Raw genomic sequence first — 25474 nt, 5'->3', positions numbered from 1 at the left:
CACCGCGCGGCGTCCCAGGGCGCCCGGGCCGCCGACGCTCGAGACGATGCTTCCTGTGCTCACGCTCTCCGATCCCAGCCGACGCGGACCGAATAGGCAACTCGCGGCGTGTCGGGCGGATTCCCGGGTGATCCGCTACCGGCCGCCCGCGACCGGCCGCGTCGCCTCACGGTGAATCCTGGACGAATCTCGGGTGTTCGGCCGTGCCGGCTCGCGTATCGCGGACAACTCCCGCACTATTGCTCCTGTGACGACATGGGGGACCTTCCGAACATTCGCGGCGTGCTTGCTGCTGGTCACCGTTGCCGCCGGCCCGGCCGTGGCACAGGACCGCGCGGATATCGCGGAAGTCGCGCCGATCTGCCCGGCGTCCGGCCCGCCCCGGACGCTGGTCGCCCAACCCCGGTCGTTCGAGGCGGCCGCCTTCGATCAGCGCGGCAGGTTGTTGATCAGCGACTGGCTGGGCAATGCCGTCGACATGCTCGAGGCGCCGGAAACCACCCCGCGCACCGTCGCGTCCGTGCCCTCCCCGGGCGGAATCGCACCGCTGCCGGACGGACAGGTACTGGTCGGTGCCGGAGCTTCGGTGTCCTCCGCCCTGCAGGCGCCCGCTTCCGGTGCGGCGAGCCTGCTGCGCCTGGATCCGGACACCGGCGCCCTCACCCCCTACGCCGACGGGCTCTCGATGAGCAACGGAGTGGTACGGGCCGCCGACGGCACCGTCTACGCCTCCAACGACATCGTCCCCGCGCTCGACCGGGTCGACCCCGACGGGACGGTGCACCGCGGCTGGTTCCGTGAGACGCCGACGAACGGACTGGCTCTGTCACCCGACGACCGGACCCTGTACGCGAACGTCTCATTCGGCGACACCCGCATCCTGGCCATCGATACCGCCACCGGCGCCGCCCGCACCTATTTCCGCCCACCGCCGGGATTCGGCAACGCCTTCTTCGATGATCTCGACATCGACGCGCAGGGCCGGCTCTACGCGCCCATGTACCTCGCCGGTCAGGTCTGGCGGATCGACACCGACGGTGCTTTCTGTGCCCTCGCCACCGGCCTTGCGCTGCCCGCCGGAATAACGGTCGGCACCGCCGAATCCGCCTTCGCGGCCGATAGCGTATTCGTCACCACCCATACCGGGCAGATCATCGAGCTACCGCACGCGATACCGCACTCCGAGTGAGCATTCCGGGCCGACGTCGCCCGGCGGCAGCGGCCCGGAGTTACCGCGGGCCGGAGACTTCGTGATGTCGATCGACAGATTTACCGTTGGCTCAACAGGAAATGATGCCCTCCGGCGAAAATCGCTGCGTCGGCGCTGACATCCGGTCCGCCTCTTCGCGTCGGTCGCGGAAATCGGCACCGGGGTGGTCGGAGCAGGGTTCCCTCAACGCCGGGCGCCGGCGACTCAGCCTTTCCGGGGCGGTTCCGGAGCGCGTCCGGGGGTGATCGAATTCGCGGTCATGTCACAGAACGAGAAAACCCCTCCGGCCACTGGCCAGGAAGGGTTTCAGGTGTCGGGCTGACAGGATTTGAACCTGCGACCACTTGACCCCCAGTCAAGTGCGCTACCAAACTGCGCCACAGCCCGTTGCGCCTCGCGTTCAGGCGCCCGATGAGATTACCTCAGAGGTGTTCAGGAGGGGAAATCGGCTGGTCGAAGTGGGTGTTGTGACGGTAACCCGGACCCGATCCGGGAACGCCCACCCGGCAGGAGGATGATCGCGCACTGCGCGGAACGCAACGGGATGACGGTCGCGCAACCTGTGCTGAAACGGAGGTGCTTGCGGCCGTCCTGTTCAGTATCCCGTTGCCGCGAATGGCACACCGGCTACCGCTACCGCCGAAAGTCGATATGGCCGGACATCCTGGGCGCGTGTGTAAGCAGTCCTTGGCGAGCGGGTTCGGCATGCTGGTGGCGTCGTCTGCCCGCGCTCTGGTCATGGGGCGTCGCGATGCGGTTCGGCAGGTCGAGCGTGCCGCGCCGGAGAGCGCAGCAAAGGGCTGTCGGACATGGTCTTTCCTTTCAGGGTGCGGATCGGGGCGTCAGTCGCGGGCGAGGGCGGTGACTTCGACCTCGATCTGCCAGTCGGGCTGGGCGAGGGAGGACACCTCGAGCAGGGTGTCGGCGGGGTAGGGCTCGCTGAGGAACTCCCCGCGGAGCGCAATGACCTTGTCGAGGTCGGCGGCCATATCGGTGACGAAGATGCCGACCTTCACCACGTCGTTCAGGCCGGCGCCTGCCTGTGCCAATACCTGCCTGATGTTGGCGAACGCCTGACGTCCCTGGGTCAGGAAGTCGTCCGAGACCGTGCGCCCCTGCTCGTCGATGCCTGCCTGTCCGGATACGTGGATGAGACCGTTCGCCTTGATGGCCTGCGAGATCTTGTACGGCTCGTACCAGTCGGGTGTGGTGGCGATTTTCTCGGCGCGCTGCGCGGTCATGGCGAATTCCTCTCAGAGGCTGCATGTACATGCAATTAATGTATGTGCATGCAGATAATGGCACTGCATGTAATCTGATGTCAACACGGGAAGGCGGGAGCATGGACGCGACGATGTGGGATCAGGTCGTGACGTTGCACGGCATGGTGACCCAGCGACTGGCCAAGGAGATGCAGCGGCGTCACGGCATCGGCTTGTCGGAGTATCAGGCCCTGTGCCGGCTCGCGCGCGCCGACGACGGCGAGTTGCGTATGCAGGAGTTGGCCGAGTTGATCGGCCTCAATCAGAGTTCGGTCAGCCGCCTGGCCGCCCGCCTGGAATCGGCGGGCCTCAGCCATCGCGACCTGTGTCCCAAGGATCGCAGGGGCGTGTACACCGTGATAACCGAGGAGGGGCGTGCCCTGCAGCAAAGGGCTGAACCTACCTACCGGGAAGTGCTGACCAATGCGCTGGACGTGGCGTCCGCGGATGCCCGGGTGAGCGAATTCGTCGCCAAGCTCCGCACCTGATCGGAGATCGGGGGGTGAATCCCTCGTGTGCGGCATCCCGCCTCGCCCACCGACGGCTTACAGCCACCCTGCCTGCCGCGGTCGGGCCCGTCGTGTGGCAGGTCGGCTCCGACGAGTCCGCGGCCCTTCACCCGCCCCGTTCGTACAGTTCGCGAACGGTGTCGACCGTATCGGCCTCGGCGGGGGATTTGTCGTCGCGGTAGCGCACCACGCGGGCGAACCGGAGCGCCAGGCCGCCTGGATAGCGGGTCGAACCCTGCACCCCGTCGAACGCGATCTCGACGACCTGTTCGGGACGCAGTCTCACCACGTATCCGTCGGCCGGGCCGTCGGCGAGTTCGGTGAAGCGTCTGGTCTGCCACTCCAGCATGGCGTCGGTCATCCCTTTGAACGTCTTACCCAGCATCACGAACCCGCCGGTCGCCGGATCACGAGCGCCCAGGTGGATGTTGGACAGGGTGCCGGTGCGCCGGCCGGAACCCCGTTCGACGGCGAGGACGACCAGGTCCAAGGTGTGCACGGGTTTGACCTTGAGCCAGCCGGCGCCGCGGCGACCGGCCTCGTACGGTGCCGACGGCGACTTCGCCATCACGCCTTCGTGTCCGGCGGCCAGCGTGCGGTCCAGGAACTGTTGTGCCGCAGCGGTGTCAGCGGTCACCAGGCGGTCGACACGCTGGGCGCCGGGGACGAGCGCGTCGAGTGCGGCGAGCCGGTCCCGGGTGGGCAGATCGAGGAGGTCTCTGCCGTCGAGATGAAGCAGGTCGAAGAAGAACACCGACAGCGGTTCCAGATCGCCGGGATGCTTGCGGCCGAACCGGGCGGCCGTGACCTGGAAGCGATGTGGCCGTCCATCGGGTCGCAATGCGATGGCTTCGGCATCCGCTATCAGATCGGTAGCGGGAAGAGCGAGTGTGGCCGCTACGACCTCAGGGAGCCGGCCGGTGACATCGTCGAGACTGCGGGTATAGACCGAGACGGTCGATCCGGCGCGGTGGATCTGCACCCGCGCCCCGTCCAACTTGGTTTCGAGCACGGCTGTGCCGCCGAGTCGATCCAGTGCCTGGGCCACCCCGGTCGCGGTGTGCGCGAGCATCGGCCCGACCGGCCGCCCCGCGCGCAACCGGAACTCCGCCAGCGCCGGCCGTCCCGCGGTGAGCGCCGCGGCCGCGACGGTGGGCAGGGCGCCGGCCAGCATCGCCGCGCGCCGAACCTCGGTGGCGGGTATGCCCGAGGCTTGTGCAACCGCGTCGGACAGCACTCCCGCCAGCGCGCCCTGGCGCAACTCACCGCTGAGCAACCGGCGCAGAAACGTCTGCTCGATATCGGATGCGCTGCCGAACAGCTCGAGCACCAGCTCGGCGCGCACGGCGCGGGATCCTTTCCCGGACACCTCGCCGATCCGAGTGAACCGCGCGTCGACATCGGCGACCGTGAGCGTCTGCGTCGCCGCGGGCGGCGGCAGCGACCGCAGCGCCGCCCAGCCCACGCCGATCTGACGTTGCGGCAATTCACCGGAAAGCCAGGACGCGGTGACCGCGACCAGTCGCGCGTCGCCGTGTGCTGCGACGCGGCTCAGCAATGCGGCGAGACGATCGGTCTTGGCCAGCCGGGCCGACGCCGACGCGACATCTGCGGACGCGGCGGCCACCTCGGCGAACAGCACATCAACAGCCTGGCATGTCCACGGAGCTCGGGCAATCAGCGCGTGAACTGTGTCCAGCCGTTTCGCCCGCCGCGAGGTCCGGGTGCCCGCGGTCTTCGGACCATTCGTGCGCGAGGATCGACATCACGGTGGCGTCGATCCACGCGTCTCGATAGCGCAGTGATTCACGGAGGACCCCTTCGGCGCGGAAGCCCACCTTCTCGTAGACACGGCGGGCGCGGGGATTGAAGGCATACACCTCCAGCGAGATCCGGTGCAGGCCGAGCCGTTCGAAGCCGTAACCGACGATCAGGCGCGTGGTCTCGGTACCCAGCCCGCGACCCAGTCCGGCGGGGCCGAGCAGAATACGGAAATTGCAGCTGTGGTTGTGGCGGTCCCACTGATTCAGTACTGCCTCCCCCACACACCGGCCGTCGGCGTTGTCGGTTACCGCGAGGTCGAGCCGATCCCTTCGAGAATTGCGGCTCCGGTACCACTCGCGCAATCCCTCGATCTCGGCCGGGTCTTCGGGCGCGAGTTCGGCCGTCTCGTCGTGGACGCTGCCGGTGAGTCTGCGGACCTCCGGATCGCGCAGCGCCGCACGTACGGCGTCGAGATCCTCGTCGATGAAGGGTCGCAACGTCACCTGTGGGCCCGAGAGGACGGGTTTGACAGAAAAATCCGCGAGCGGGGACATCCTGGGAGTATGCGGCTCGGTCCGCCGACCGGCCGCTCCCGCCGAGGTGTATTGCGCTGCCCGGGGCACTCCCACGTGAGTTGCCCGTAAGTCGTCGAAATCCGTCATGATGCCCGGTGCCGGTTGCTGGCCGCACGTCCTGAAATGGAGGTGTTCCGGATCCGGATGAGATTTGCCGTGAGTTGACCGACCCGCGCGGTCGCGGGTCGAAGTGGGTCGGCTTCTCCTTGCCGCGTATCCCCGCGCAGGGGCCGCGACGTCGTCGATGTTGGTATGCGCGGCTTTTCTCGCGGACGTGACCGGCCAGGTAATGCGCGTATTTCCGGACATCGTCGGCGTCTTTTCGACATCTCGCCTTTGGTGGCTGTTCAATCGTTCGAGCGGTATTTCGACACTTTCGTCTAGATGAATAGGGGGGTGACCACATCAGCCCCGCTCCGGCGGCTACCCATCGGCAACACCTACAACCTGCGCGACATCGGTGATTACGAGGTGGCGGACGGTGTACGAACCAGATGGGGCCGTCTCTTCCGTTCGGACGCAACACGGTTCACCGACGGCGCCGACCTCGCCGGTCTGGGCCTGCGGACCGTGATCGACCTGCGCGACGACGCGGAGGTGACGGCCCTGCCCACCGGTCTCGACGCGCTCGTTCCGAATGTGCTGCGCCGGCCGCTGGACCCCCGCCCGCTGCTGTCCGAGGCGCTCGAAGGTTCACCGGACCCGCTCGGTGCCCTTTACGTGGCGTTGTTGCGCGAGCGCGGCCCCCGGATCGCGGCGATCGTCGGCGAGCTGACGCGGCCGGATGCGCTGCCGGCTCTTGTCCATTGCGCCGCGGGTAAAGACCGCACAGGCGTGGTGATCGCTCTCGTGCTCTCCGCGATCGGAGTGTCCGACGAGGATGTCGCCGCGGACTACGCGCTCACCGCCGACTATCTCACCGCCGACTTCTTCGCCGCGATCCCGGCGGAGTCCGGCGCCGCGGACCCCGCCGACGAGGCGTTGCGCGGCGCCCGCCCCGAGTCCATTACCGCGTTGCTGCGTGTTCTCGACGCGGAACACGGTGGCGCCCGCGCCTACCTCACCGGCCACGGCGTGCCGGACGAGGCCATCGACCATCTCCGTACGGCCCTGACCCACTGAAATCCCTGGAGGAACACATGAAGATCGTGCAGATTTCCGACACCCACCTCACCGCGTCCGGTGGTCCCACCGCGGACGCGTTCCGGCTCCTCGCCCGGCATCTCGACGAGGAGGTCCGCCCCGATCTGGTCGTGCACTCCGGTGACATCCAGGTCCTCGACCCGGACGACGCCGCCGACCGCGCCCACTCCCGTGAGCTGCTCGACCTGATCAGCGCGCCGCTGCTGGTGGTCCCGGGCAACCACGACGTCGGCATGCCCGGTCTCGATGCCTGGGCAGGCATTTCGGTGACCGGCGAGCGGGTGGCCGCGCACGAGTCCGCGTTCGGTCCCGGCCAGTGGCGCCATGATGCCGACGAGGCGATCCTGCTCGGGATCAACAGCGAGCTGCTGGGGTCCGGGCTGCAGCGCGAGGCGGACCAGTGGCGCTGGCTCGAGCAGACCCTCGGGGATCTGCCCGCGGGCCGCCCGGTGCTGCTGTTCCTGCACAAGCCGCTGTGGGCGGTCACCGACGAACCGGTGGACCACCAGGTCGACGTCGGGCCCGTCGCGCGCGATCGGCTGCTCGGCCTGCTGGAGCGGATCGATCTGCGCGCCGTCGGCTGCGGACACCTGCACCGCTACCGCCAGGTGCGGCGGGACCGGGCGATCGAGGTGTGGGCACCGGCCACCGCCTTCCTCGCCCCCGGCGGGGACGACCTTCCCGAAGGAAGGCAGGAGCTGGGCTACGTCGAGTACACCGTCGCCGACGGTGCGGTCACCGCCGAGTTCCGGCTGGTGCCGGGGATGCCGCAGCTCACCACCGACGACGTTCCCGAGATCGCCCAGGCGATCGAGGCCATGACGGCCGCGGTCTGATGGCCACCCTCGAACTCGACGGGATCGTACGTCGTTTCGGCGACACCACCGCGGTCGCCGATGTCACGCTGGCCACCGAACGCAACGAGTTCCTCGTGCTGCTCGGTCCCAGCGGCTGCGGCAAGACGACCCTGCTGCGCATGATCGCCGGGCTGCTCCCGCCCAGTGCGGGCCGCATCCTGGTCGACGGGCGGGATGTCACCACCCTGCCGCCGCGGGAGCGCGACCTGGCGATGGTATTCCAGAACTACGCCCTCTACCCGCACCTGACCGTCGAGCGGAATCTCGGCTTCGGGCTGAGCGTGCGCAAAACCGGCAAACAGGAGATCCGCCGGCGCGTCGACGAGGTGGCGGAATTGCTCGACCTCGGCCACCTGCTGCGCCGGCGGCCGAAGGAACTCTCCGGCGGGCAGCGCCAGCGGGTGGCGTTGGGGCGTGCGATGGTGCGTGAGCCGATGGCCTTCCTCATGGACGAGCCGCTGTCCAACCTCGACGCGAAGCTGCGGGCGAGCACCCGGACCCGGCTCATCTCACTGCACCGCAGGCTGGACACCACCTTCGTCTACGTCACCCACGACCAGGTCGACGCGATGACGATGGCGACCAAGGTCGCGGTGCTGAACGAGGGCCGGATCGAACAGTTCGGCACCCCGGTTGAGATCTACGACGAACCCGCTTCGGCGTTCGTCGCCGGGTTCATGGGCGCGCCACCCATGAACCTGCTGCCGGTCGAACTCGGCGTGGGGTTCGACGACCGGCTCGTGTTGCGGGCGCCCGGCCTCGAGGTCGAGCTGCCGTATCGCGCCGGCGCCGATCCCGGTGTCCGCGAGGTGCTTCTGGGTGTGCGCCCCGAGCACCTCGTCCCGGTGTCCGCCGACCATGCCGGGCCCGTCCTGCGGGGGCGGGTCGACATCGTCGAGAACCTCGGCAACGAGGAGATCGCGCAAATCGAGATCGGGGACCTGCGGGTGAGTGTCCGCGGCGCCAGGCCGATCCACCTCGCACCCGGAGACGTCACCACCCTGGCGGTGCGTCCCGAGTACGTCCACCTCTTCGCGCGGCAGAGCGGCCGGCGTCTCACCTGGGAGCCCGAACGGGCCCCCGCTCTCGTTTCCTGAAAGAGATACCCATGAAGTACTTTCGCGTCCTGCCCCTGCTGGCGGTGGCGCTCGCCGCGGCTCTTCCCGGCTGCGCCACCATCCCCACAACCACCGGCGCGGGAACCGACGCAGCCACCGCGATAATCCCCGAGCTGGCCCCCGACCAGCAGGTATCGATCCGCTGGGAGAGCTACAACCTCGCCAGCGCCGGCATCTTCGGCGACACCACGCGGGGTCTGGTCGCCGAATTCGAGCGCCTGCACCCGAATATTCACGTCGACGCGGTGCCGCCCCAGGGCTCGGCGAACGAGATCGCGCAGAGTGTGCAGCGCCAGGTCATCGCCGGCAATCCGCCGGACGTCGGTCAGTTGACCTTCGCCGACCTCCGCTACACCGCCAGTGATCTCGGCGCTCAGCCGCTCGACACCCTCGTCGGCCGCGACGAGGTGCAGAAACTGCTCACCGACGGGCCGCACCCCTACGCTCCCCGGGCCGCGGTGCTCGGCGACGTCGACGGCACGACCTACGGCATCCCCTATGTCTTCTCCACTCCGATGTTGTTCATCAACGCCGACCTGTTCCGCAAAGCGGGACTCGATCCGGCCGACCCGCCGCAGACCTGGGACGAGGTCGCCGCAGCCGCCGCGGCCATCGCCAAGGTGCCCGGCACGAGCGGTGGGGCCTACCTCGGCTGTCTCGACGCGGCATCGGGCGGCGACTGGTGCCTGACCGGTATCGTCCGTTCCGCCGGCGGCCGACTGCTGTCCGAGGACGGGAAGAAGATCTCCTGGGCCGATCCCGCCTCGGTCGCGGCTTTCGACGGTATGCGACGCATCGCCCAGGCCGGTCCCAACGCGCTGCCGAATCTCAGCGGCTCCGACGCCCAGGACGCCTTCCTGCGCGGCAACCTCGGCATGTTGCTGACTTCGGCCGCGCTGCAAAACGCGATTCTCCAGTCCGCCGCGGGCAAATGGCAGGCGGCCGCCGCGCCCATGCCGGGCTTCGGCAGCACGCCGGCCGTACCCACCAACTCCGGGTCGGCGTTGTTCGTCCTGACGCGCGACCCGGCGAAGCAGCGTGCCGCGTGGGAACTGATCAAGTTTCTGACCAGCGCCGAGAGCGAGACCACGATCACTTCGAACATCGGATACGTACCCTTGCGCGCCTCGCTGATCGACGACCCCGCCTACCTCCAGTCCTTCGCCGACGAACACCCGGGCTTCGTCCGGCCCAATGTCGCACAACTCGACCGGCTCGAACCCTGGGTTTCCTACCCAGGACCGAACTACCAGCAGATCCGCACCCTGCTGAGCAAGGCCACCGAGGAGATCGTTTTCCGCGGCGCCGACCCGCAGACGACCTTGTCCGCCGCGCAGACCAGCGCCCAAGCCCTCATGCCGAAATGACCGCCCTGCTCGACCGGCCGGCCCCGATACCCGGCCGCTTCGTGGAACCGGCCGCACCGGTGTCCCGCAGCAGCCCGCGGCCGGTGGCCCGCCGGCCGCTGTCGCGCCGGCTCGCGGCCGCCGCGGCGCCCTACCTGTATCTGGTGCCGGCCCTGGCCGGGCTGATGGTCTGGGTGTACTCGCCGCTCGTCCAGACCATCCAGCTGTCGTTCTATGACTGGAACCTGGTGCCCACCTCACCGGCCCGCCCGGCGGGCTGGTCGAACTACGCCGAGGCGTTCGACCTCCCGCAGTTGGGCCGGGCCACCTTGAACACACTGTTGTACCTACTGGCGTTGCTGCCCTTCACCATCGTGATCCCGGTGGTGGTCGTGCTCCTGTCGCACCGTGTGCACGGCCGGGCCCGGGCCTTCTACCGGACCGCGATCTTCGCGCCGTACCTCATCGCCCCGATCGTCACGGCAATAGTGTGGCGCTGGCTGCTCGACCCGAACGGCGGGCTGGTCAACCAGGTACTCGGGATGTTCGGTGTCGCACCGATCTCGTTCCTGCGCGACCCGAAATGGGCCATGTGGTCGATCGTGGTGATCGTCGGCTGGCAACTGCTCGGCTTCGCCGTACTCGTGGTCTCGGCGGGCTTGTCCGGTATCTCCGACGACTATGCCGCCGCGGCCCGTACCGACGGAGCCACCGAACGTCAGATCACCCGTCGGATCACCTTGCCCCTGCTGTCGCCGACGCTGCTGTTCATGGCCACCCTGACCATCCTCTCCGCCGCGCAGCTGATGTTCCCGATGATCCAGACCCTCACCCAGGGTGGGCCCGGCGACTCCACCACCAACCTCTACTACCTCCTCTACGACACCGCATTCGGCTCGTTCGACGTCGGGCTCGCCTCCGCCGCCAGCGTGCTGTTCTTCCTCGGCTTCGGGCTACTGGCCTGGGGCGCGGTGTGGCTGATGGACCGCTGGAGCTTCCATGACGACTGATACGACCACCCGGACCGCCACCACTACGGCCTCGACCCGCACCCGGCGACTCGACGCGGTCGGCGGTCACCTCGTCCTGGGCGCGATCACCGTGTTCAGCCTCGTGCCGATCGTCTGGATGTACGTCACCGCACTGCGTCCGCGCGACGACGTGCTGGGACAGTCCGTGCTGCCCACCGGGATCAGCCTGGACAATCTGCGGGCAGCCGCCGACCTGCTGCCGCTCGGCGGCTTGATCGGCAATACCGCGTTCATGGCGGTCGGGGTCGCGGCCTGCCAGTTGTTCACCGCCCTGCTCGCCGCGTATGCCTTCGGGCGCTGGCACTTTCGCGGCGAGCGGGTGCTGTTCCTGATCTTCGTGGCGACTTGGCTGGTCCCCTTCCAGGTCACGATGCTGCCGAATTACATACTGCTGTCGAACCTGGGCTGGCTGAACACCCTCACCGGTGTGATCGTTCCGCAGATCACCGCGCCGTTCGCGGTGTTGTTGCTGCGCCAGCACATGCGCTCGTTCCCGCGCGAATTGCTCGATGCCGCCCGCATGGACGGTCGCTCCCACTGGAACACGCTGTGGACCGTCGTCGTGCCCTCGCTGCGCGGCCCGCTCGCGGCACTGGCCATTCTGCTGTTCGTCACGGCGTGGAACGAGTACTTCTGGCCGTTGCTCGTCCTGTCCGATCCAGCGTCGGTCGTGCAGATAGGCCTGCGCAGCCTGATCACCGAGGCCGGCACCGACTATGGTGCGATGATGGCCGCCGCCGGGGCACTGTGCCTGCCCATCCTCGCCGTCTACCTGCTGCTGCAACGACAGGTCGTGAATGCTTTCGTCCGTTCCGGGCTGAAATGACCGGTACCCGCCACGGTAGGCAGGGCAGAGTCCCTGTCTACCGCCGGGTGGAAGGCGAACTGCTGCGCCGGATCCGCGCCGGCGACCTCGTCCCTGGTCAGCGACTTCCGACCGAACCCGCACTCGCCGCGGAATGGGGAGTCAACCGCCTCACCATCAGGCAGGCAATCGGCGAACTCGCCCGCGCGGGGCTCGTCGTCGTCCGGCAAGGATCGGGGACCTACGTCGCCGAACCCCCACGAGTCGTCGAGCTCGGCCTGCCACCGATGCCGTCCACGGACGCCGACGCGGGCAGCACCGCGGCGATCGCCGAGTACGTTCAGCAGGATCAGACCGAGACTCTGGTCGACCTCACCGAGCGGGATACCGATCGTGACGCCGCCGAAGCCCTCGGCGCCGCAGGGCCTTTCGTCCGGATCGATACCCTGGTCCGGACAGGCGACCAGCCGTTCCTGGTGTCCAGCTACTGGCTCGAGGCCCGCCGCTTCCCGGGCCTCACCGCACTGGTCACCGAGCGGGTCGCGTTGTTCCAGATCCTGCGGGAACACCACGATCTCCGGCTCCGGCATCATTGGCGGTCCCTCACCGCGACCGTCGCGAACGGGGCGGACGCCGCGCTGCTCGAGGTGCCCCCGGGAAGCCCGGTGATGCTGCGCGACGGCGTCAACGTGGACGACGATCTCATCCCCACCATGTACCTGCGCCGCCGCCTACGCGGTGACCGGATCCGGTTCACGATGCGATACGACAGCGCCAACCCACTGGATGCCCACGACTGATGGTTCACATCCGCCGCCGACGCGATACTCGGGTGCCGCGTCCAGGCTTTATCGAGTGATCGCGATGACCGACACGGTGTCGTCACCGAGTTGTGCGAGGTAGGCAGTGGCGGTGGTTTCGCACCAGGAGAAGCTGGTGGGTTGGTCACCGACCGGCAGGGTATCGGTTCCACTGATGGCGCTTACGGTCTCGGCGTGATGCAGGTCGGTGGTTTCGTGACGCGGGCCGATGAGGGTACAGCGGCGACCGAACCGGAGCTCGGAAATCGCCCAGGAACCGTTCCGGCGCGAGGTAGAGAAAGCCACAGCCAGGGCTCGCCAGGCGCACTTCGATCGTAGATGGGCACGATGTTGGGATGATCCAGGCGTGCCGCCAGTTCCGCTTCGCGATCGAACTTGGCGGAGGCCTTCGGATTCGCGGCTAGGGATTCGTTGAGAACCTTCAGCGCGACCCGGCTCTCCAGGCGCGGATGCTGGGCCAGATACACCACACCCATCCCCCCGGCGCCGAGAACTCGCTCGATGACGAACCCCGCGAACTCGTCTCCCGCTCGTAAAACCACTTCTTCTGGCCCCGGTCTCCGTTGCTCAGGAGCCGCCGCCGGGCCCGGATCGGCCGGCAGCCTGGCTCTTCCGAAATGTGTGTCGGCACAGGTAATCCAGGCGTCCGGCCCCCGCGTCGGCACCGCAGTCCGTGGCGACTCGAGGCCGATCGGCAACGCGGGCCCGTCATCCGAATCACCGTGTCTGCGAAATCACTTCGATCGAAAGTGTGATTGCTAGTGCAAGAACATGCATGTGCAAAGTCCATCGGGCTCCTGGCCGGTACGGTTGCCGGCCGGCGATAGCCCAGATGAGACCGTCTCGAGGGCGATGAGCGGCATCGATCACCACTGCAGGTCGGCCGCTGGTCGGTCGGGGTCGGCGTAGCTGCGGGCAAGCGCGGCTGCCCACGCCAGCAGGCCGTCAGGGCCCAGCCCCCGGAAAACGCGGTGGTAGTTCTCCATGAACCCGACCGGCCGCAAGATGGTGTCGGGTGCCCCTATACTGCGCGGATCCTCCTCCAGCTGAGTCTTGGGACGCGGCAACGGGCTCGCGGCCGGTCGATTCCCGCATTGATCCGAGCCGACAGGCGGATTTTCAGCTTGTGCAGGTTGCACTACCGGCGGGCCGAGTTGTGGCTCGCCGGGCCATTACTTTTTCGATGGGCTCTCAATATTCTTGGGGTACTTCGACGTGCGGGACGTACTGCGCACCACACGCGAATCGACTTCTGGCGAACACCATGACAACGGCGAGGGACTCTGCGTGATATGAACTCAGCAGAAAACGCCGCGCCCGGTCACGAGTCGCCGCCGATGCCCGAGTGGGGGCCGGAGCATTCCGAAAACGTAGCTTCCGACGTAGAATTCACGCTCGGCGCAGACCATTTCGAAAATTTATCCGCACTTTCCGGTCGTTCCGCCGCTCGCATCCGTGAGCTCATCCGGCAGGCGGCCGGGGAATTGGCCGCCCTCGCCCCCGCGGGCTGGATCCGGGTGGACGCGGTGTTCGCCTTGACTGTTGTCGCTGAAACCGGTGTGGCCTACTACTTCGACGGAGAACGTCCGGTCCCGGCGCCGGCACCGTCGTCGGTCATGGAGTTGATCCGGCAGCATCGGCGGATATCCGCCGAATCCACCGGCGGACCATGGTGGCGGCTGCTGCTCTCGTCGACCAGCGAAGGGCGGATCCAGGCCGACTACGATTACGGGGACGAACCGTTTCCCGCAGATCAGCTCTTTCCTCCCGATGCCTATCGAGCCGATCTGGAATTCTTCCCGCGTGCGAAACTTCCGGTATGGCTGGCCGCATACCTCAACCACGATGACCGCCAGCTGCACTCCCCACTCCGCGCGATGGCACAGGCGCAGACCGTCCGGAGTTCCGGGGTCCACAATGATCCGGCCGTAGTCGATCTGCCGCCATTGCCCCTGTTGACGGCCCGCTGGGCGGTACTGGCCGCGGCATTCGTCGCCGTCGGATCCGAGTGGGGCCCTCGGCTGCTACCCGCGCTGCGCTGGTTCGAGGGAGCGCGGCGCAGCGGTAGTTCACTGTATGCGCTGCCCGGTGGCCGGGCGGTGCTGTCCGGTGGGGTGTGGGATGCGCCGGTGCTCGACCGGGCCTACAACCAGGACTTTCCCCTGCCGCAGCTCTACCGGGGCGCGCCGGAGTGGGTCGCCGATCCTGTGCTGAACAAACGGGTGGTGCACGGAATGCTCACCTTTTGCTATTGGTGGGACGGCTCCCGCTGGTATCGCGGTGAGTCGCCGACGGCGGACGAGATCGCCGAAGCCGTTCCCGGGGTCTGGGATTCGGTGACCGTCGAGCGGGTCATCGGTGGACTGCTGGGCGAGGAGGCCGCCGACGAGTGCGCTGCTGCCGTGCCGGGTCTCGTCGCCGCCGCCGAATCCGCCGCGGTCACCCGATCGGCGCTGGCCGCGGTCTTCCCCGACGCCGGGGCGTCCGATATCGCGGCCGCCTACTACCAGCTGCAAATGGGCGGAATCGCCGCCGCGGAACCGCTGCCGGAGGGAGAAGCAATCAGCCGAGTTGCCCGGGAACTGACCGATAGCGGTATGGATCTATCCGATTACCCGGTGGCTGGATTGCGTGCCGACCGGCTGAATGCGGGCTGGATGGTATACGTTCCGCCGCCACCGGACGAAATTTCGGTCGGCCGGACAATTTTCTATATCGCAGACGACGGTGTGCTGGAATGGTCGTCCTCCGCGGTGGCGCCCTCTCGCTGTACGGCCGATTTCGAAGAACGTTTCCAGGTGCGGAATCGTGCTCTGCTGTAACAAAGATCGGCGGCCCCGGAGGCGCGCCGGATTCGCCGTGTAGCTCATCGAATGTCCGGTGGTGATCCGACTCATTTTTGGATGGTGGTCTGTGGGCCCCGCATGTAGTGGAGGAGTAAATACTATGCCCGAAAAGGCCTTCGAGTTCTCCGACCTGGAGTTTCGGGCAGCAGCGGGTTCGGTCGGCGCTGTCGGTGACTTGATCGATGAGGTGCTCAACACCTTGACGAGTGCGATGGAAAGCCTTGGTACACCGTGGGGAAGTGATCAGCTGGGCACCACTTTCTACGACGGAGTGGGCGGCCAGGGTGGTGGTTACGGGGACAGCTCCGTCGGTTTGCCCGAGGGAGTCCGGTGCGCCGCCGAATCGGTGCTCGGGCTTTCGCGCGGCATGCGGGACTACGCCGATCGGGTTCGTGCCATGGAGGACGACAATCGCGCCGGATTCGGCAGCTGAACGGGAAGTGAGCCATGCCGAACGAACGAACGAAATCCGAGTTCGCCGAGCTGCTCGAGAGTGCGCAGGAGCAGGTTCGCGTCATTTCCCGGATCCAGCAGCAGCGAGCGGAACTCACCGCCAGTGCCCAGGCCCGCGGTAAGAAGGTCACCGTCACGGTCAATGCCGACAACACGGTGATCGACGTCGAATTCACCGACAGTATCGCGGAACTGAGCTACGCCGAGATCGCGCGGGCGGTGATCGAGGCGGCCCAGAAGGCATCCGCGGAGATCACCCGAAAGACTTCGGAGCTCATGACACCGATCGAGACGCAGCGGGCGCGGATGCCCAAGCTGACCGATCTGCTGGAGCAGTTGTCGATCGACGCAACCGGGCTGCATATTCCACAGCCGGTCGACGCTGCGGCCGCCGCATCGAAATCCGTTCGAGGACACCGGGTCTTCGACGGCAGTGCCGTGCCGGAGTCATCGTATGACGAGGCTCCGCGGGGTCGCCGCGGCTCGATTATTGATACCAACCGGTGAAAGTCGGTTAGCCGGATATGGTCTGGGAGTTGCCTGCTGAGCTGGAATGGCTCAAATGGCTGGTCGGCATGGAATGGCCGCAGGGCGACCAAGACCAGATGTGGGCGCTGGCCCAGGCGTGGTACGCCGCCGCGGATCGGCTGGCCGAGATCGCCGGAGACGAACTCGTCGCGGCCAAGGACGAGGCTCTCGCCGCCGCTCCGCAGGGTGAGGTCCGGGACGGACTCCGGAAGGCGTTCGACAGTTTGCTCGATCCGGCGGGTTCGCCGGGCAACGATTCATCGCTGGGCGCTCTGGCCGACTTTCTGCGGATGACCGCCGACGCGACCTGGGACACCGGCACCGAAATCGAGTACGCCAAGCTGATGTTCTGGTCGTCGCTGGTGCTGCTGGCGCTGGAAATCGCGCTGGCGTGGATCTTCCCACCGACCGCGCCGGCGGTGGAAGTGGCGGCGATCGCGGTGACCCGAGTCGTGGTGAGATCTCTGCTGCAGCGGGTGCTGCTGGCCATCGGCCGGGCCGCCGGCCGGATGGCCGGACATGGGCTCCTGAATTTCAGTGTCCGGAAGCTGCCGAGTTTCGTCGTGCGCCACGCCGCCCTCGATACCGCCCTCGGAGTCGGCCAGGATCTGGGGACACAAGCCTGGCAGGGGGATCGCCGCCGCCTGGGTATCAATATGACCCAGCTCGGCATCACCGCGGTCAGTTCGGCGGCCGGCGGTCTGGCGGCCGGTCCCGCGGCCGGGCTCATCCACCAGCAGTTGAGTCGGCGCCTCGGGGACGGCGCGCGCATGCAGCTGGTGAACGGCGCAGTCACCGGTGCCATTGCGGGCGCGGTCGGGGGTGCCGGGGGACTGGGGGCCGCGATCGGCACCCAGGTCGGGATCGACCTGCACAACGGTAAGAACTGGGAAGAAATCCGGGCGGGCACCTTATCGCTGGATTCCCTGGCGCCGCAGTTCAGTCCGCTCCAGATCAGTGGCGGTGCTTTGAGCGGCGGTGCCAGCGGGTTCAGCGACACAGCGGCCCATCTGCTGCCCTGGGGTCGCAACAGCGAAAGCTATCAGCAGAAATGGGGGAACTTCAGCTTCCGCGACCGGATGGCCGAGGCTGCTTTCGGTGGCTCCGATAGCGGCCCCGGCATCGGGTTCCTCGACAAGGCGGTGCAGGACCACCTCGGGGCGGCTCATGATGTGGGCGATGAGCTGGTCGTCGGGGAGGGTGATCCGCACGCCGCCGGGGTGGACGCGGGTGCCGGATCGGTCGGTGCTGCCGGAGCGCCGGATTCCGGCGCCGTGGAGGGCTCGCCGAGAGAAGGCGGCGTTGTCGCGACGGCCGATACCGCGGCTGATCGGGTGTACGTCGGGAACGCGTCGTCCGCTGGTTCCGATGGCGAGGATTCCGGCTCGGTGGCGGCCCGGGATTCGGAGGGGGCGATCGGTGAACCCCGGACCGTAACCGGCCGTCGGGAAGCCGAGCTCGCCGAGTCGGGTACCGATATCCGGACAGCGGAGGGAGATCCGGGCGATTCGGGTACTGCGATCAGGGCACGGGAAGAACTATCGGCCGGCGAGCCGGCGAATCGGAATTCGGGCGTCGCCACGGGGGCTTCCGGCGGTATCTCCGGTGTGCCGGAGGTAGTCGCCGAGGCTGCGGATCCGGAGTCCGGTGCGGGCGCGGTCGCCACCCCCGTCACCGACGCACCCACGGCCGGAACGACAGGCGCATCCTCGGCATTCCAGGGAGGGGGTACCGGTGGTGGTGCGGTAGCCGCCGCGCCGGCCGGTGGCGTGGCAGGGGAGCAATCGGCAGGTGGAGTCTCGGCCGCGTCCCCGGCGAGCAGGTCGGGACCGGTGGCGACCGGTGGTCCCGGTCCTGTTGTGGGACTGCGGGATAGCGGTGTATCCGCGGTCCGTCCGGGCGTTTCGGATGGAAGTGCGCCCCACCGGCCGGGACCGTCGTGGGAATCCGGAAAGGGTGTGCCGGACGGATCGAAACAAGCTCCGGCTGCGGGAGCGGCGCCGAGTCCGGTCGCCGACAGCGGGATACGGGCTGATCGATCCGACTCCGTGGCCGCGGAGTCGGTCACCGCTCAGCCGAACAACGGGCCGGAAGCGAAATCCGGCGCTGCCGGGGCCGGTGACTCCGCGAGCGCCGGGGCAGCGCTCGCGGTGGCCGCAGAATCTGCTGATAGTTCGCCACCGCACGGGGTTATTGCGGCAACAGCGGCATCCGAAGTCGGCGGTCTTCGGAACGACTGCGCCGCGCTCGCGCTGGCCCAACTCGCGTTGGAGACGGGCAGCCCGGTTATCCGAGTGCCCGGTGGGCCCGTTGGTCCCGGTGGTATGACACTGCACGAGATCGAGGAGGCGGTTCGCAGCCCGCTGTTCGAATTCCCGCCCGGTGCAGCGGAGCGATCACGGCATCAGCCGGTCGCCGATGAGCTGCTCAGGATGGTGGCCGGGCTGGATCCCCGGGACATCGTGCAGGGCCGGGGCCCACGGGCGTTGATCGTGGACCTGTACGCCGGGGCAGCGGGCGGACCGGCGGTGGGCGGCCACGCGTACACGATGACTGTGCGGATGAAGGCGGACACCGGCGAGTATTTCGTCGAGGTCCGCGATCCCTCGGCCGGGGCCCGGCACCGGTTTCCGCCCGAGCCGCCGCGCGAGATCGACACGGTATCGGCGGTGCTGCTGGACGGCGCCGGTCGGCCGGTTCGCCCGAGCGGACTGGATTCGAGGGTCCGGCCGCTGACCGAGTATTACCGCAGCATCGACGAAAGGGCTGTATTCGTCGATGACGAGTATCGGACCGGCGGAAAGCGCGGGGAGTCCCTCGAGCGGTTCGCGGCCCGGGGTGAAGCTGTCCGGCTCGATATCCAGGGGCAGCTCGCGGCGCGACGCGCGGCCTATCTCCGATCGCTGCAGAACGAGGCGTTCGCCCGGGACGGCACCTCGGCGCTGCGGCGGTACGACGATCTGGTGAACACCGCACAGGACGAGGCGTACCAGCTCAAAGAACATGCTGACGAGAAGTGGGCCGAGTCCGGGCGACGGGGCCGGGGTAAGCGCCCGCGGGACGCCGAGTGGAACGCTGTCGTCGACCTCGAACCACTGCCCGGGCGGCGCCTGCCCCTGCTGCCGCAGGCATCGCCGCCGTCCGCTGTACCGGAGGAAGCGGATTTCGCCGAACACCGCAATTCGCCGCGAGCGGACGAGGAAACCGAGGCGGTCGAAGCGGTCGCGGATCAGCAGGTGGTTCCCGAGTCCGGCGATCCGGAAGCTCCCGGCGCGGTGTACTCCTGGGCGGGGCCACGGGATTCGTCCGACGGCGAGACATTGGGCGACCGCTACGGTGGCTCGATCACCGACAAGTGGTCGGAGCTGATCGAGCCGGAGATCTCCCGGTGGGATACCAACCGTGCCATCGGCGCCGAGCTGCAGTCCCACCTGCGGAAACTGACCGGCGACGAAGACCTGTATGTGGATTTCAATAGCCCGAACCCCGCGCCCGAGGTGCTCGCTGAATTCGCTCGCGCGATGGTAGCGGTATTCGAGAAGAATCCGGATGTCACCCGGAATATCGAACTGCGCCAGCTATTGGGCGAGCTGCCATTTCTCGCGCTTCCCTCCGATCATCCGAGTCTGCAGTACGCGACGGCGGTCAGGGGCGATCAAGAGCGGCTGCATGTTCGTAGTATTTCTTTTGATACCACCTATTTTCATAAATTTTCACACGGCACTCCCGACGATCCCCACGGCGACTATTTCTGGACGAATGTGCGGCGGGACGTAGAGGTGGCTCGCCTCCCGAAGGCGGTCCTGGACCGGCCCGCGTTCGCGGTGGCGGTGCTCGCGTTCGGTGCGGCGCTCGATATTTCGAAGGGCCGGATGGCGCATCCGGCAGTGGACGAGGTACTGCGGCAGTCCTTCGTCGCCGGTGGACACCGGCCGCAGCACGGTCCGGAGTTCCGGCGGTGGCTGCGGCGGATCATGCCGTCCGCTTTCACCGACCAGGTCGGCGGTCAGCTCGATCCAGCGAAGGCGTTGGCGTCGGCCTTTCTGGAACAGACCCTGCGGGGCGACGCGGGCGAGGCGCTGACCGGGCTGGTAGAGCTACTGGACGCGCAGGACGGGATCGAACCGCGGACCACAGTCTCTGCCGGGTCCGATCCGGTGCGGCTGCCCGAACGCGGTAGTGCCGCATTGATGCCGGAGACGGTGTTCGACGACGAATGGGTCGCGCTGCCCACCGCGGCGGAGATCGCGACGCGTCTGGAGGAAGTGCTCACCGGCATCACCGATCGCACTATTCGGGTCACCGGATTCGACAGCGATCTCGATATCGACGTGGTGCGGGAGACCGCGCGGACCCTCGCGGAAGTGTATCCCGATTTCCGGTCTATCGATATCCGTGAGATCGCCTTCGTCGATCTCGTCGAGACGGTCGAAAGGCGTTCGAACAAGAGAATTCTCGGTTCCGCCGAGCAGGGATACGGTGATACGCCGCTGGGGCTGTACCAAGACCCGGACTCCGAGGGGCCTCCGCGGCGCCTCACGCATACCAAGCGACTGATGTTGAATCGGGCGTACGCGAAGAATGCGGAGTACTTCTGGCGAGAAGCGGAAAATTCCGCGGAGTCGGGCTTCCATCCGGACAGCGACCGGGCCCGCCCGGTGCGTGCGGCGGTTCTGCACGAATTCGGACACGCGGTGGACTTCGCCGGGAGCGGGGTGGCGCGCAGATTGGTCGGTAATGCACTGCTGCACCACTACATGGCGAACCGTCGCGGCCCGGAAACAGTTGCGGACTACGAGAATTGGATGAAGGCTCAGCTGAGCCGCTACAGCTTTCACGGCGATGGGCGCCTGAATGCCATCGAAGCCATCGGAGAGGCATTCGCCGAGGTCCACGCGCGGGGGTACGACAAAGCCGACGAGGCGGTGCGGATCATCTACGATGTGGCGGTCCGGGCGGCGGACGAGTCGGCGCGGGGGCGGATGCGCCGGTTCGCCGATCGGCAGCGGTTCGGTGCTTCCGGCTACCAGGTCCGCGCCGTCGACGGGATCACCCGGCGCAATGTATTCGTTCCGGCCCGGCGTATCGACGGTGCCGACCCGAGAGGGACCGGGGGCGTGAGCACCGAACCGGACGGTGGCGTCGCCGCCATGGCCGCGCCCCGAGGGGATCGGTTCGACCCCGGACGGAGTAGCCCCGACACGGATCCGGCCGCGGGGAGAGAAGCCCCGACGGAGGCCGTCCGGGCCGCTGGACCGGGCGCCGAGGGGGTCGAACGCGAAGGGTCGGCTCGGCCGAACCCGGCCGAGGAGGCGATCTGGCAGGCGTATCGGCGGCGTGCCGAAGCATTGCTGTTCGCGCACTATACGAGACTTCACCACCGGCCCCACTCGCCGGCTGAGTATCGCCGGCTGCAGCTGGCGGTGAACAGGCGGAATCGTCTGCTGGATCGGGAGACATACGATCGCGCCGCCGCACAGTTGGAGCGGATCCGGCGCGGCTACCGGCGCTGGCTGCACCGCGAACTCCCCGGCTACCCCTTCCATGCCGAGGACGATCCGAGCAGGGGAATCGCCGCCGGCGATCTGGATACGCCGAAGGCGCTGGCCGCGGCCTACCGTGCCCGGCAGGCCAAGGGCATCAAGGCTCTCGGCACCGCCGAGTGGCTGCTCGTCCAAGCCATCGCCGAGGCCCCGCCGCGCAACGGTCCCGCGGTGGACGACGGGTTGCCGCCCGATGGCTCGGACGCAGTCGCGGGGCTCCCCGGCTCGGAGACCGATCCCGCTCCGGGCGACGAATCCCGGCGCGACCTCATGGCAGTGGCTCTGGAGGATCCGGAGCGGGAGGTCCGGGAAATTCTGGCCGGCACCCCGACCGGCCGGGAAGTCCTGGCGATGATCGACGATGCCCGCACACGTGCGGTATTCGAGCCCGGTGGCCACGGACAACCCCGGGGTCTGTATCTGCCCGCCAAGCTGCGAGCACATGTCTTCACCGTCGAATCCGACCTGGCCGACCAGGCGATGACGCTGGCCCACGAGGCGGTGCACGCGTACTACCATCTCCTCCGCCGTACCGCGGATCCGGCGGCCGTGTCGTTGCGGGAGGACTACATCGCCGCCGGGGTCGACGAGGAGACCCGGGCCGAGGTGCTGGCCATCCGCCTCGCCACCGAGCTGCGCGAGAGCGGCTATGTCTTCCCGGCCGGCGAGACCGAAAAGGCCTACCGTGCGGCCGCGGCGCAGCCGGGCGACGATGTCCGGTTGTCGGTCGAGGAAGTCCACCAGCGGGGCGTGGAGGCGGTACGCGTAATACAGCACTCTCAATACTCGGATAGGTACGGAACCTATTGGGATGCGGCGCATTCCGGTGAATCTTCGCCCGATGACCCTTGGCAGGAACCGGTCGGCGCGAACGCCGCGGAGTTGTCTCGCGGGTTGCTGCGTCACAAGGATGCTGTGCTCCGGATGGTCGCGGCCGAGAGTGCGGTCCGGACGCTGGTCAGAGAGCTCAGGGGTGCGCTGGCGGCCACGAGCCCCGGATTCCGGGGTGCGGCCGGCCCGGCATTGCAGCACGTGGAGGCCGCACTCGACGGCACGGTATCCGCCGAAGGCGCAGCGGAACTGCGGCGACTTCGGCACGAACTGCATCGGCTCGTCGATCTGCAGTACGACGCCGCGTGGTGGGCAGCCGAATCAGCTGACGTGGAACGGGAACTGTACCCGCCGGCGGCCCGGCAGGTGCTCGAAGCCCACCCGGGCGCTCGGGTCCTGACGGACACTATCGCCTACGTGCCGGGCGATGGGACGCCGGATCGACTCGTCGTCGTCGCGCGCCGCGGTGCCCACGATGGGGTGGTCGCGGCGGCATCCGGCGACCTCACCGAACTCGTGCACCGCACCGATGTCGTCCGGGAAGACCGCACTCTCGATTTCGCCGGTGAACGTTTCCGGGTGCGGAAGGCGGACCATTCGGCACCCGGCGTGGAGCCGGCGCCACACCCGGGCAACCCGCCGAACGCGGCACAGCGTGCGACCGATATCGAAACCGGCCGGGTCCGGAAGCTTCTGTCCCGGACCGCTATCGGCGGCTGGGCCGAGGAAATCTTGCGGAAGCACAGTGTCCGCATCGAGTACCGGTCCGGCGCCATGGACCGATACCACCCCGCCCAGCGGCTGCTGGTGCTCGACCCCGCGGGATCCGAGGGCGCGCAGCTGGTCTCCATGCTGCACACCGCCGTGCACATCGACACCGCCGGGAATCGCGGCGCCCGCGATACGGTGCGGTTCCGGCTGGCGGCCTCCCGGCCCGGCTATCTCGAGCAGATGATCTCGGATCAGGCGCGGGCGCAGGCCCTGGAAATCCTCGCGGTTCGGGAGTTGCGGGCGCTACCCGGCATCGATGTGTCCACTGATTCCGCGTTGGAGCGCGTCTACCTCGAGGCGTCGGCGGCCGCACCGGATTCGGAGGCGGAGATTCCGAACGCCGTGGCTCGGCCGCCGACCGCTCTGCTCGATGAGGCCGGACTGGCGGCCCTCCGCCGTGCCCTGCCGGGCCGCGAGGTGTCTCCGGGCCGGACGTATCACCAATTCTTCGGTTCTGCGTGGGATTACACGCATGGTTCGGATCCGGTGGCCGACGCGGTCGGCATGAGGGAGAACTCCGCGAGTGATCCGGCCGATCCCGGATCGCCTCTCGCCCGGTGGATCGGCCTGCCGGCTCCGGCGCGGGCCGACGAGGCGCGTCCGGCGCAGAACGGCATCGCACCGCCCCTCGTGCCCGCGGCTGATTCCCGGCCACTGCCGGAGGCAGAAAGCAGTGCGGGACTGCTCGGGGTGCCGGGCAGTGACCAGTGGACACCGTGGGATCCGGAGCGTGTTGCCGTAGAGCTGCGCACGCAGTTGCTCGGCGCCCTCGGATCGGATATTCCGGTGATCGGCTTCGATTCGGATTCGGTGGATCCGGAGATCGCGCGAGAATACGCCCGCGCCGTGCTGGACAGGTTCGCCGAAACGCCGGACGTTGCGCTGGATTCCATCGAGATCGGGTCGATCGACCACGACAACCCCGAGCTGGTGTTGGCCGAAGTGCAGTATCGTCCGGTGACTGCGGCCGACGGCACGGTGCGGTTCACCCGGCATCTGGTCCTCAACCAGCTGTTCGCCGCGGATCCCGGGAAGATCCGGCGTCTGGTTCACGGGAACGCCGAACTGCGCCATTTCGCGGCCAGTGCTCGTGCCCGCCCCCTCTACACCGCTATTTCTCATGATTTCGGGCATCTGCTGGACCGCACCGGGACGCTCGCCGCCCGGAGGCTGGCCGGAAATGCGCTGCTGCAGCACTATATGGCCGAGCAGCTGGGGCCCGATACGGTCGACGGGTTCAAAGCCTGGTTGCGGGAGAACCTCAGCGGATACAGTCTCGACCCCGAAACCGGGTGGCTGAATCCCGGCGAAGCGCTGGCCGAAGCGTATGCCGAGGTGATCGCGGTGGGCCGGGAGAACGCCGGTGCCCCTGTCCGGATCCTGTACGACCTGCTGGTCCGGTCCGCCGACCGGGCAACACTGGGCGGCCGGTTCGGCCGGTTCATCGATCAGACGCGCTACCGTTCGTCGCCTTACCGGGTGGTCGGCGAGAACTTCGTTCGGAAGTGGCCGCCGTTCGGGAAACCGGCCGAGGGCGACAGCCCGCTGCGCGTGCGGTCCGATGCCTCATCGGCGCAGCATGTCGACAGCGGGGTTCGATCGGAACGTCTCGAGGGCCTCGATCCGGCCGGTCAGGTCCGGGATCTGCTCGCGCAGATCGAGACCGGCCGGAAAGTCCTGGAATTCCTCGACGAGAACCCGACGATCCGGGCCAATTTCCCACTCCGGGCCGAGGATGCGCCGCGAGGAGAGCTGGGTCCTTATGGGCAATTCAGCCCCCATGAATTGTCGATGGATACCTTCACCGACGGTAGGAGCGCGATCGAGCAGGCCCTCACCGCGGTGCACGAGATGGTGCATGCGCAGTACCACGTGCGCGGTATCACGGGGCATACGATCGCACGGCGGCAGACGATGTCTCGCGGCGAGTTCGTGGCCGCCAATGTCGATGAGGAAGCCCATGCCGAAGCGCTGTCCATCTGGGCCGGGCTGGAGTTGCGGGCGCTGGGGTATCTGGTACCGGCAACCCATGCCGAAGAGGTGTACGTCTCGGCGACAGCG

17 protein-coding genes and 1 tRNA gene (1 of these 18 only partly in view) are annotated in these 25474 nt (G+C 67.8%); 13 read left to right on the top strand and 5 right to left on the bottom strand.

Features of this window, described 5'->3' with window-relative positions; translation table 11 throughout:
• Positions 1-247: 247 nt before the first annotated feature.
• Positions 248-1189 (top strand): SMP-30/gluconolactonase/LRE family protein, encoded by a 942-nt coding sequence (locus OG804_RS10565; RefSeq protein WP_328396398.1) that lies wholly within the window; start codon positions 248-250, stop codon positions 1187-1189.
• Positions 1190-1523: 334 nt separating this feature from the next.
• Here the strand turns inward: OG804_RS10565 and OG804_RS10560 are convergent.
• Together OG804_RS10560 and OG804_RS10555 are read right to left on the bottom strand one after the other, a co-directional pair.
• Positions 1524-1597 (bottom strand) — tRNA-Pro (locus OG804_RS10560).
• Positions 1598-2052: 455 nt separating this feature from the next.
• Positions 2053-2451: a RidA family protein gene (locus OG804_RS10555; RefSeq protein ID WP_328396396.1), complete on the bottom strand. Its 399-nt coding sequence runs from the start codon at positions 2449-2451 to the stop codon at positions 2053-2055.
• Positions 2452-2552: 101 nt separating this feature from the next.
• Between OG804_RS10555 and OG804_RS10550 the strand changes: the two genes are divergently transcribed.
• Positions 2553-2960: a MarR family winged helix-turn-helix transcriptional regulator gene (locus OG804_RS10550; RefSeq protein WP_328396394.1), complete on the top strand. Its 408-nt coding sequence runs from the start codon at positions 2553-2555 to the stop codon at positions 2958-2960.
• 127 nt (positions 2961-3087) lie between these two features.
• On the opposite strand, the gene OG804_RS10545 is transcribed toward OG804_RS10550, so the two are convergent.
• Positions 3088-4623 carry an ATP-dependent DNA ligase gene (locus OG804_RS10545; RefSeq protein WP_328396392.1) on the bottom strand — a complete coding sequence of 512 codons (1536 nt, stop codon included), beginning with the start codon at positions 4621-4623 and terminating at the stop codon, positions 3088-3090.
• A 1-nt stretch (position 4624) separates the two neighbouring features.
• Positions 4625-5299 (bottom strand): GNAT family N-acetyltransferase, encoded by a 675-nt coding sequence (locus OG804_RS10540; protein ID WP_328396390.1) that lies wholly within the window; start codon positions 5297-5299, stop codon positions 4625-4627.
• 417 nt (positions 5300-5716) lie between these two features.
• On the opposite strand from OG804_RS10540, the gene OG804_RS10535 reads away from it, so the two are divergent.
• Genes OG804_RS10535 through OG804_RS10505 form a run of 7 tightly spaced genes read left to right on the top strand, consistent with a single transcriptional unit; the run spans position 5717 to position 12420 of the window.
• Positions 5717-6442: a tyrosine-protein phosphatase gene (locus OG804_RS10535; protein ID WP_328396388.1), complete on the top strand. Its 726-nt coding sequence runs from the start codon at positions 5717-5719 to the stop codon at positions 6440-6442.
• 17 nt (positions 6443-6459) lie between these two features.
• Complete coding sequence (locus tag OG804_RS10530; protein WP_328396386.1) at positions 6460-7299, top strand: metallophosphoesterase family protein; 840 nt, start codon at positions 6460-6462, stop codon at positions 7297-7299.
• The gene (locus tag OG804_RS10525; protein ID WP_328396384.1) at positions 7299-8417 is read left to right on the top strand and encodes an ABC transporter ATP-binding protein; all 1119 of its coding nucleotides are present in this window, start codon (positions 7299-7301) and stop codon (positions 8415-8417) included. Before OG804_RS10530 ends, OG804_RS10525 begins: the two co-directional genes overlap by 1 nt.
• A gap of 11 nt (positions 8418-8428) precedes the next feature.
• Positions 8429-9805, top strand: a complete 1377-nt coding sequence (locus tag OG804_RS10520; protein WP_328396382.1) for an ABC transporter substrate-binding protein — start codon at positions 8429-8431, stop codon at positions 9803-9805.
• Complete coding sequence (locus tag OG804_RS10515; RefSeq protein ID WP_328396380.1) at positions 9802-10794, top strand: carbohydrate ABC transporter permease; 993 nt, start codon at positions 9802-9804, stop codon at positions 10792-10794. Before OG804_RS10520 ends, OG804_RS10515 begins: the two co-directional genes overlap by 4 nt.
• The gene (locus tag OG804_RS10510; protein ID WP_328396378.1) at positions 10784-11641 is read left to right on the top strand and encodes a carbohydrate ABC transporter permease; all 858 of its coding nucleotides are present in this window, start codon (positions 10784-10786) and stop codon (positions 11639-11641) included. Before OG804_RS10515 ends, OG804_RS10510 begins: the two co-directional genes overlap by 11 nt.
• On the top strand, positions 11638-12420 hold the full coding sequence (locus OG804_RS10505; protein WP_328396376.1) for a GntR family transcriptional regulator: 783 nt from the start codon (positions 11638-11640) through the stop codon (positions 12418-12420). The genes OG804_RS10510 and OG804_RS10505 overlap by 4 nt, the downstream gene beginning before the upstream one ends.
• Before the next feature lie 182 nt (positions 12421-12602).
• Here the strand turns inward: OG804_RS10505 and OG804_RS10500 are convergent, their stop codons facing one another.
• Positions 12603-12983 carry a protein kinase domain-containing protein gene (locus OG804_RS10500; protein ID WP_328398301.1) on the bottom strand — a complete coding sequence of 127 codons (381 nt, stop codon included), beginning with the start codon at positions 12981-12983 and terminating at the stop codon, positions 12603-12605.
• A gap of 750 nt (positions 12984-13733) precedes the next feature.
• Between OG804_RS10500 and OG804_RS10495 the strand changes: the two genes are divergently transcribed.
• From OG804_RS10495 to OG804_RS10480, 4 genes are all read left to right on the top strand, one after another.
• Entirely contained in the window at positions 13734-15263 is a 1530-nt protein-coding gene (locus OG804_RS10495) for a hypothetical protein (protein ID WP_328396374.1), read from the top strand.
• Between the two features lie 124 nt (positions 15264-15387).
• Complete coding sequence (locus OG804_RS10490; RefSeq protein WP_328396372.1) at positions 15388-15720, top strand: hypothetical protein; 333 nt, start codon at positions 15388-15390, stop codon at positions 15718-15720.
• A 14-nt stretch (positions 15721-15734) separates the two neighbouring features.
• A complete protein-coding gene (locus OG804_RS10485) occupies positions 15735-16247 on the top strand; it encodes a YbaB/EbfC family nucleoid-associated protein (RefSeq protein WP_328396370.1) in 513 nt (170 codons plus the stop codon).
• 29 nt (positions 16248-16276) lie between these two features.
• Positions 16277-25474: the 5' end (the start) of a DUF6782 family putative metallopeptidase gene (locus OG804_RS10480; RefSeq protein ID WP_328396368.1), read on the top strand. 19506 nt of this gene lie beyond the right edge of the window; 9198 of the gene's 28704 nt are visible here — the first part of the coding sequence; it begins with the start codon at positions 16277-16279; the stop codon falls past the right edge of the window.

It is taken from the genome of Nocardia sp. NBC_00416, assembly GCF_036032445.1.
Taxonomy (GTDB): domain Bacteria; phylum Actinomycetota; class Actinomycetes; order Mycobacteriales; family Mycobacteriaceae; genus Nocardia.
This window is presented reverse-complemented; position numbering and strand designations above follow the sequence as displayed.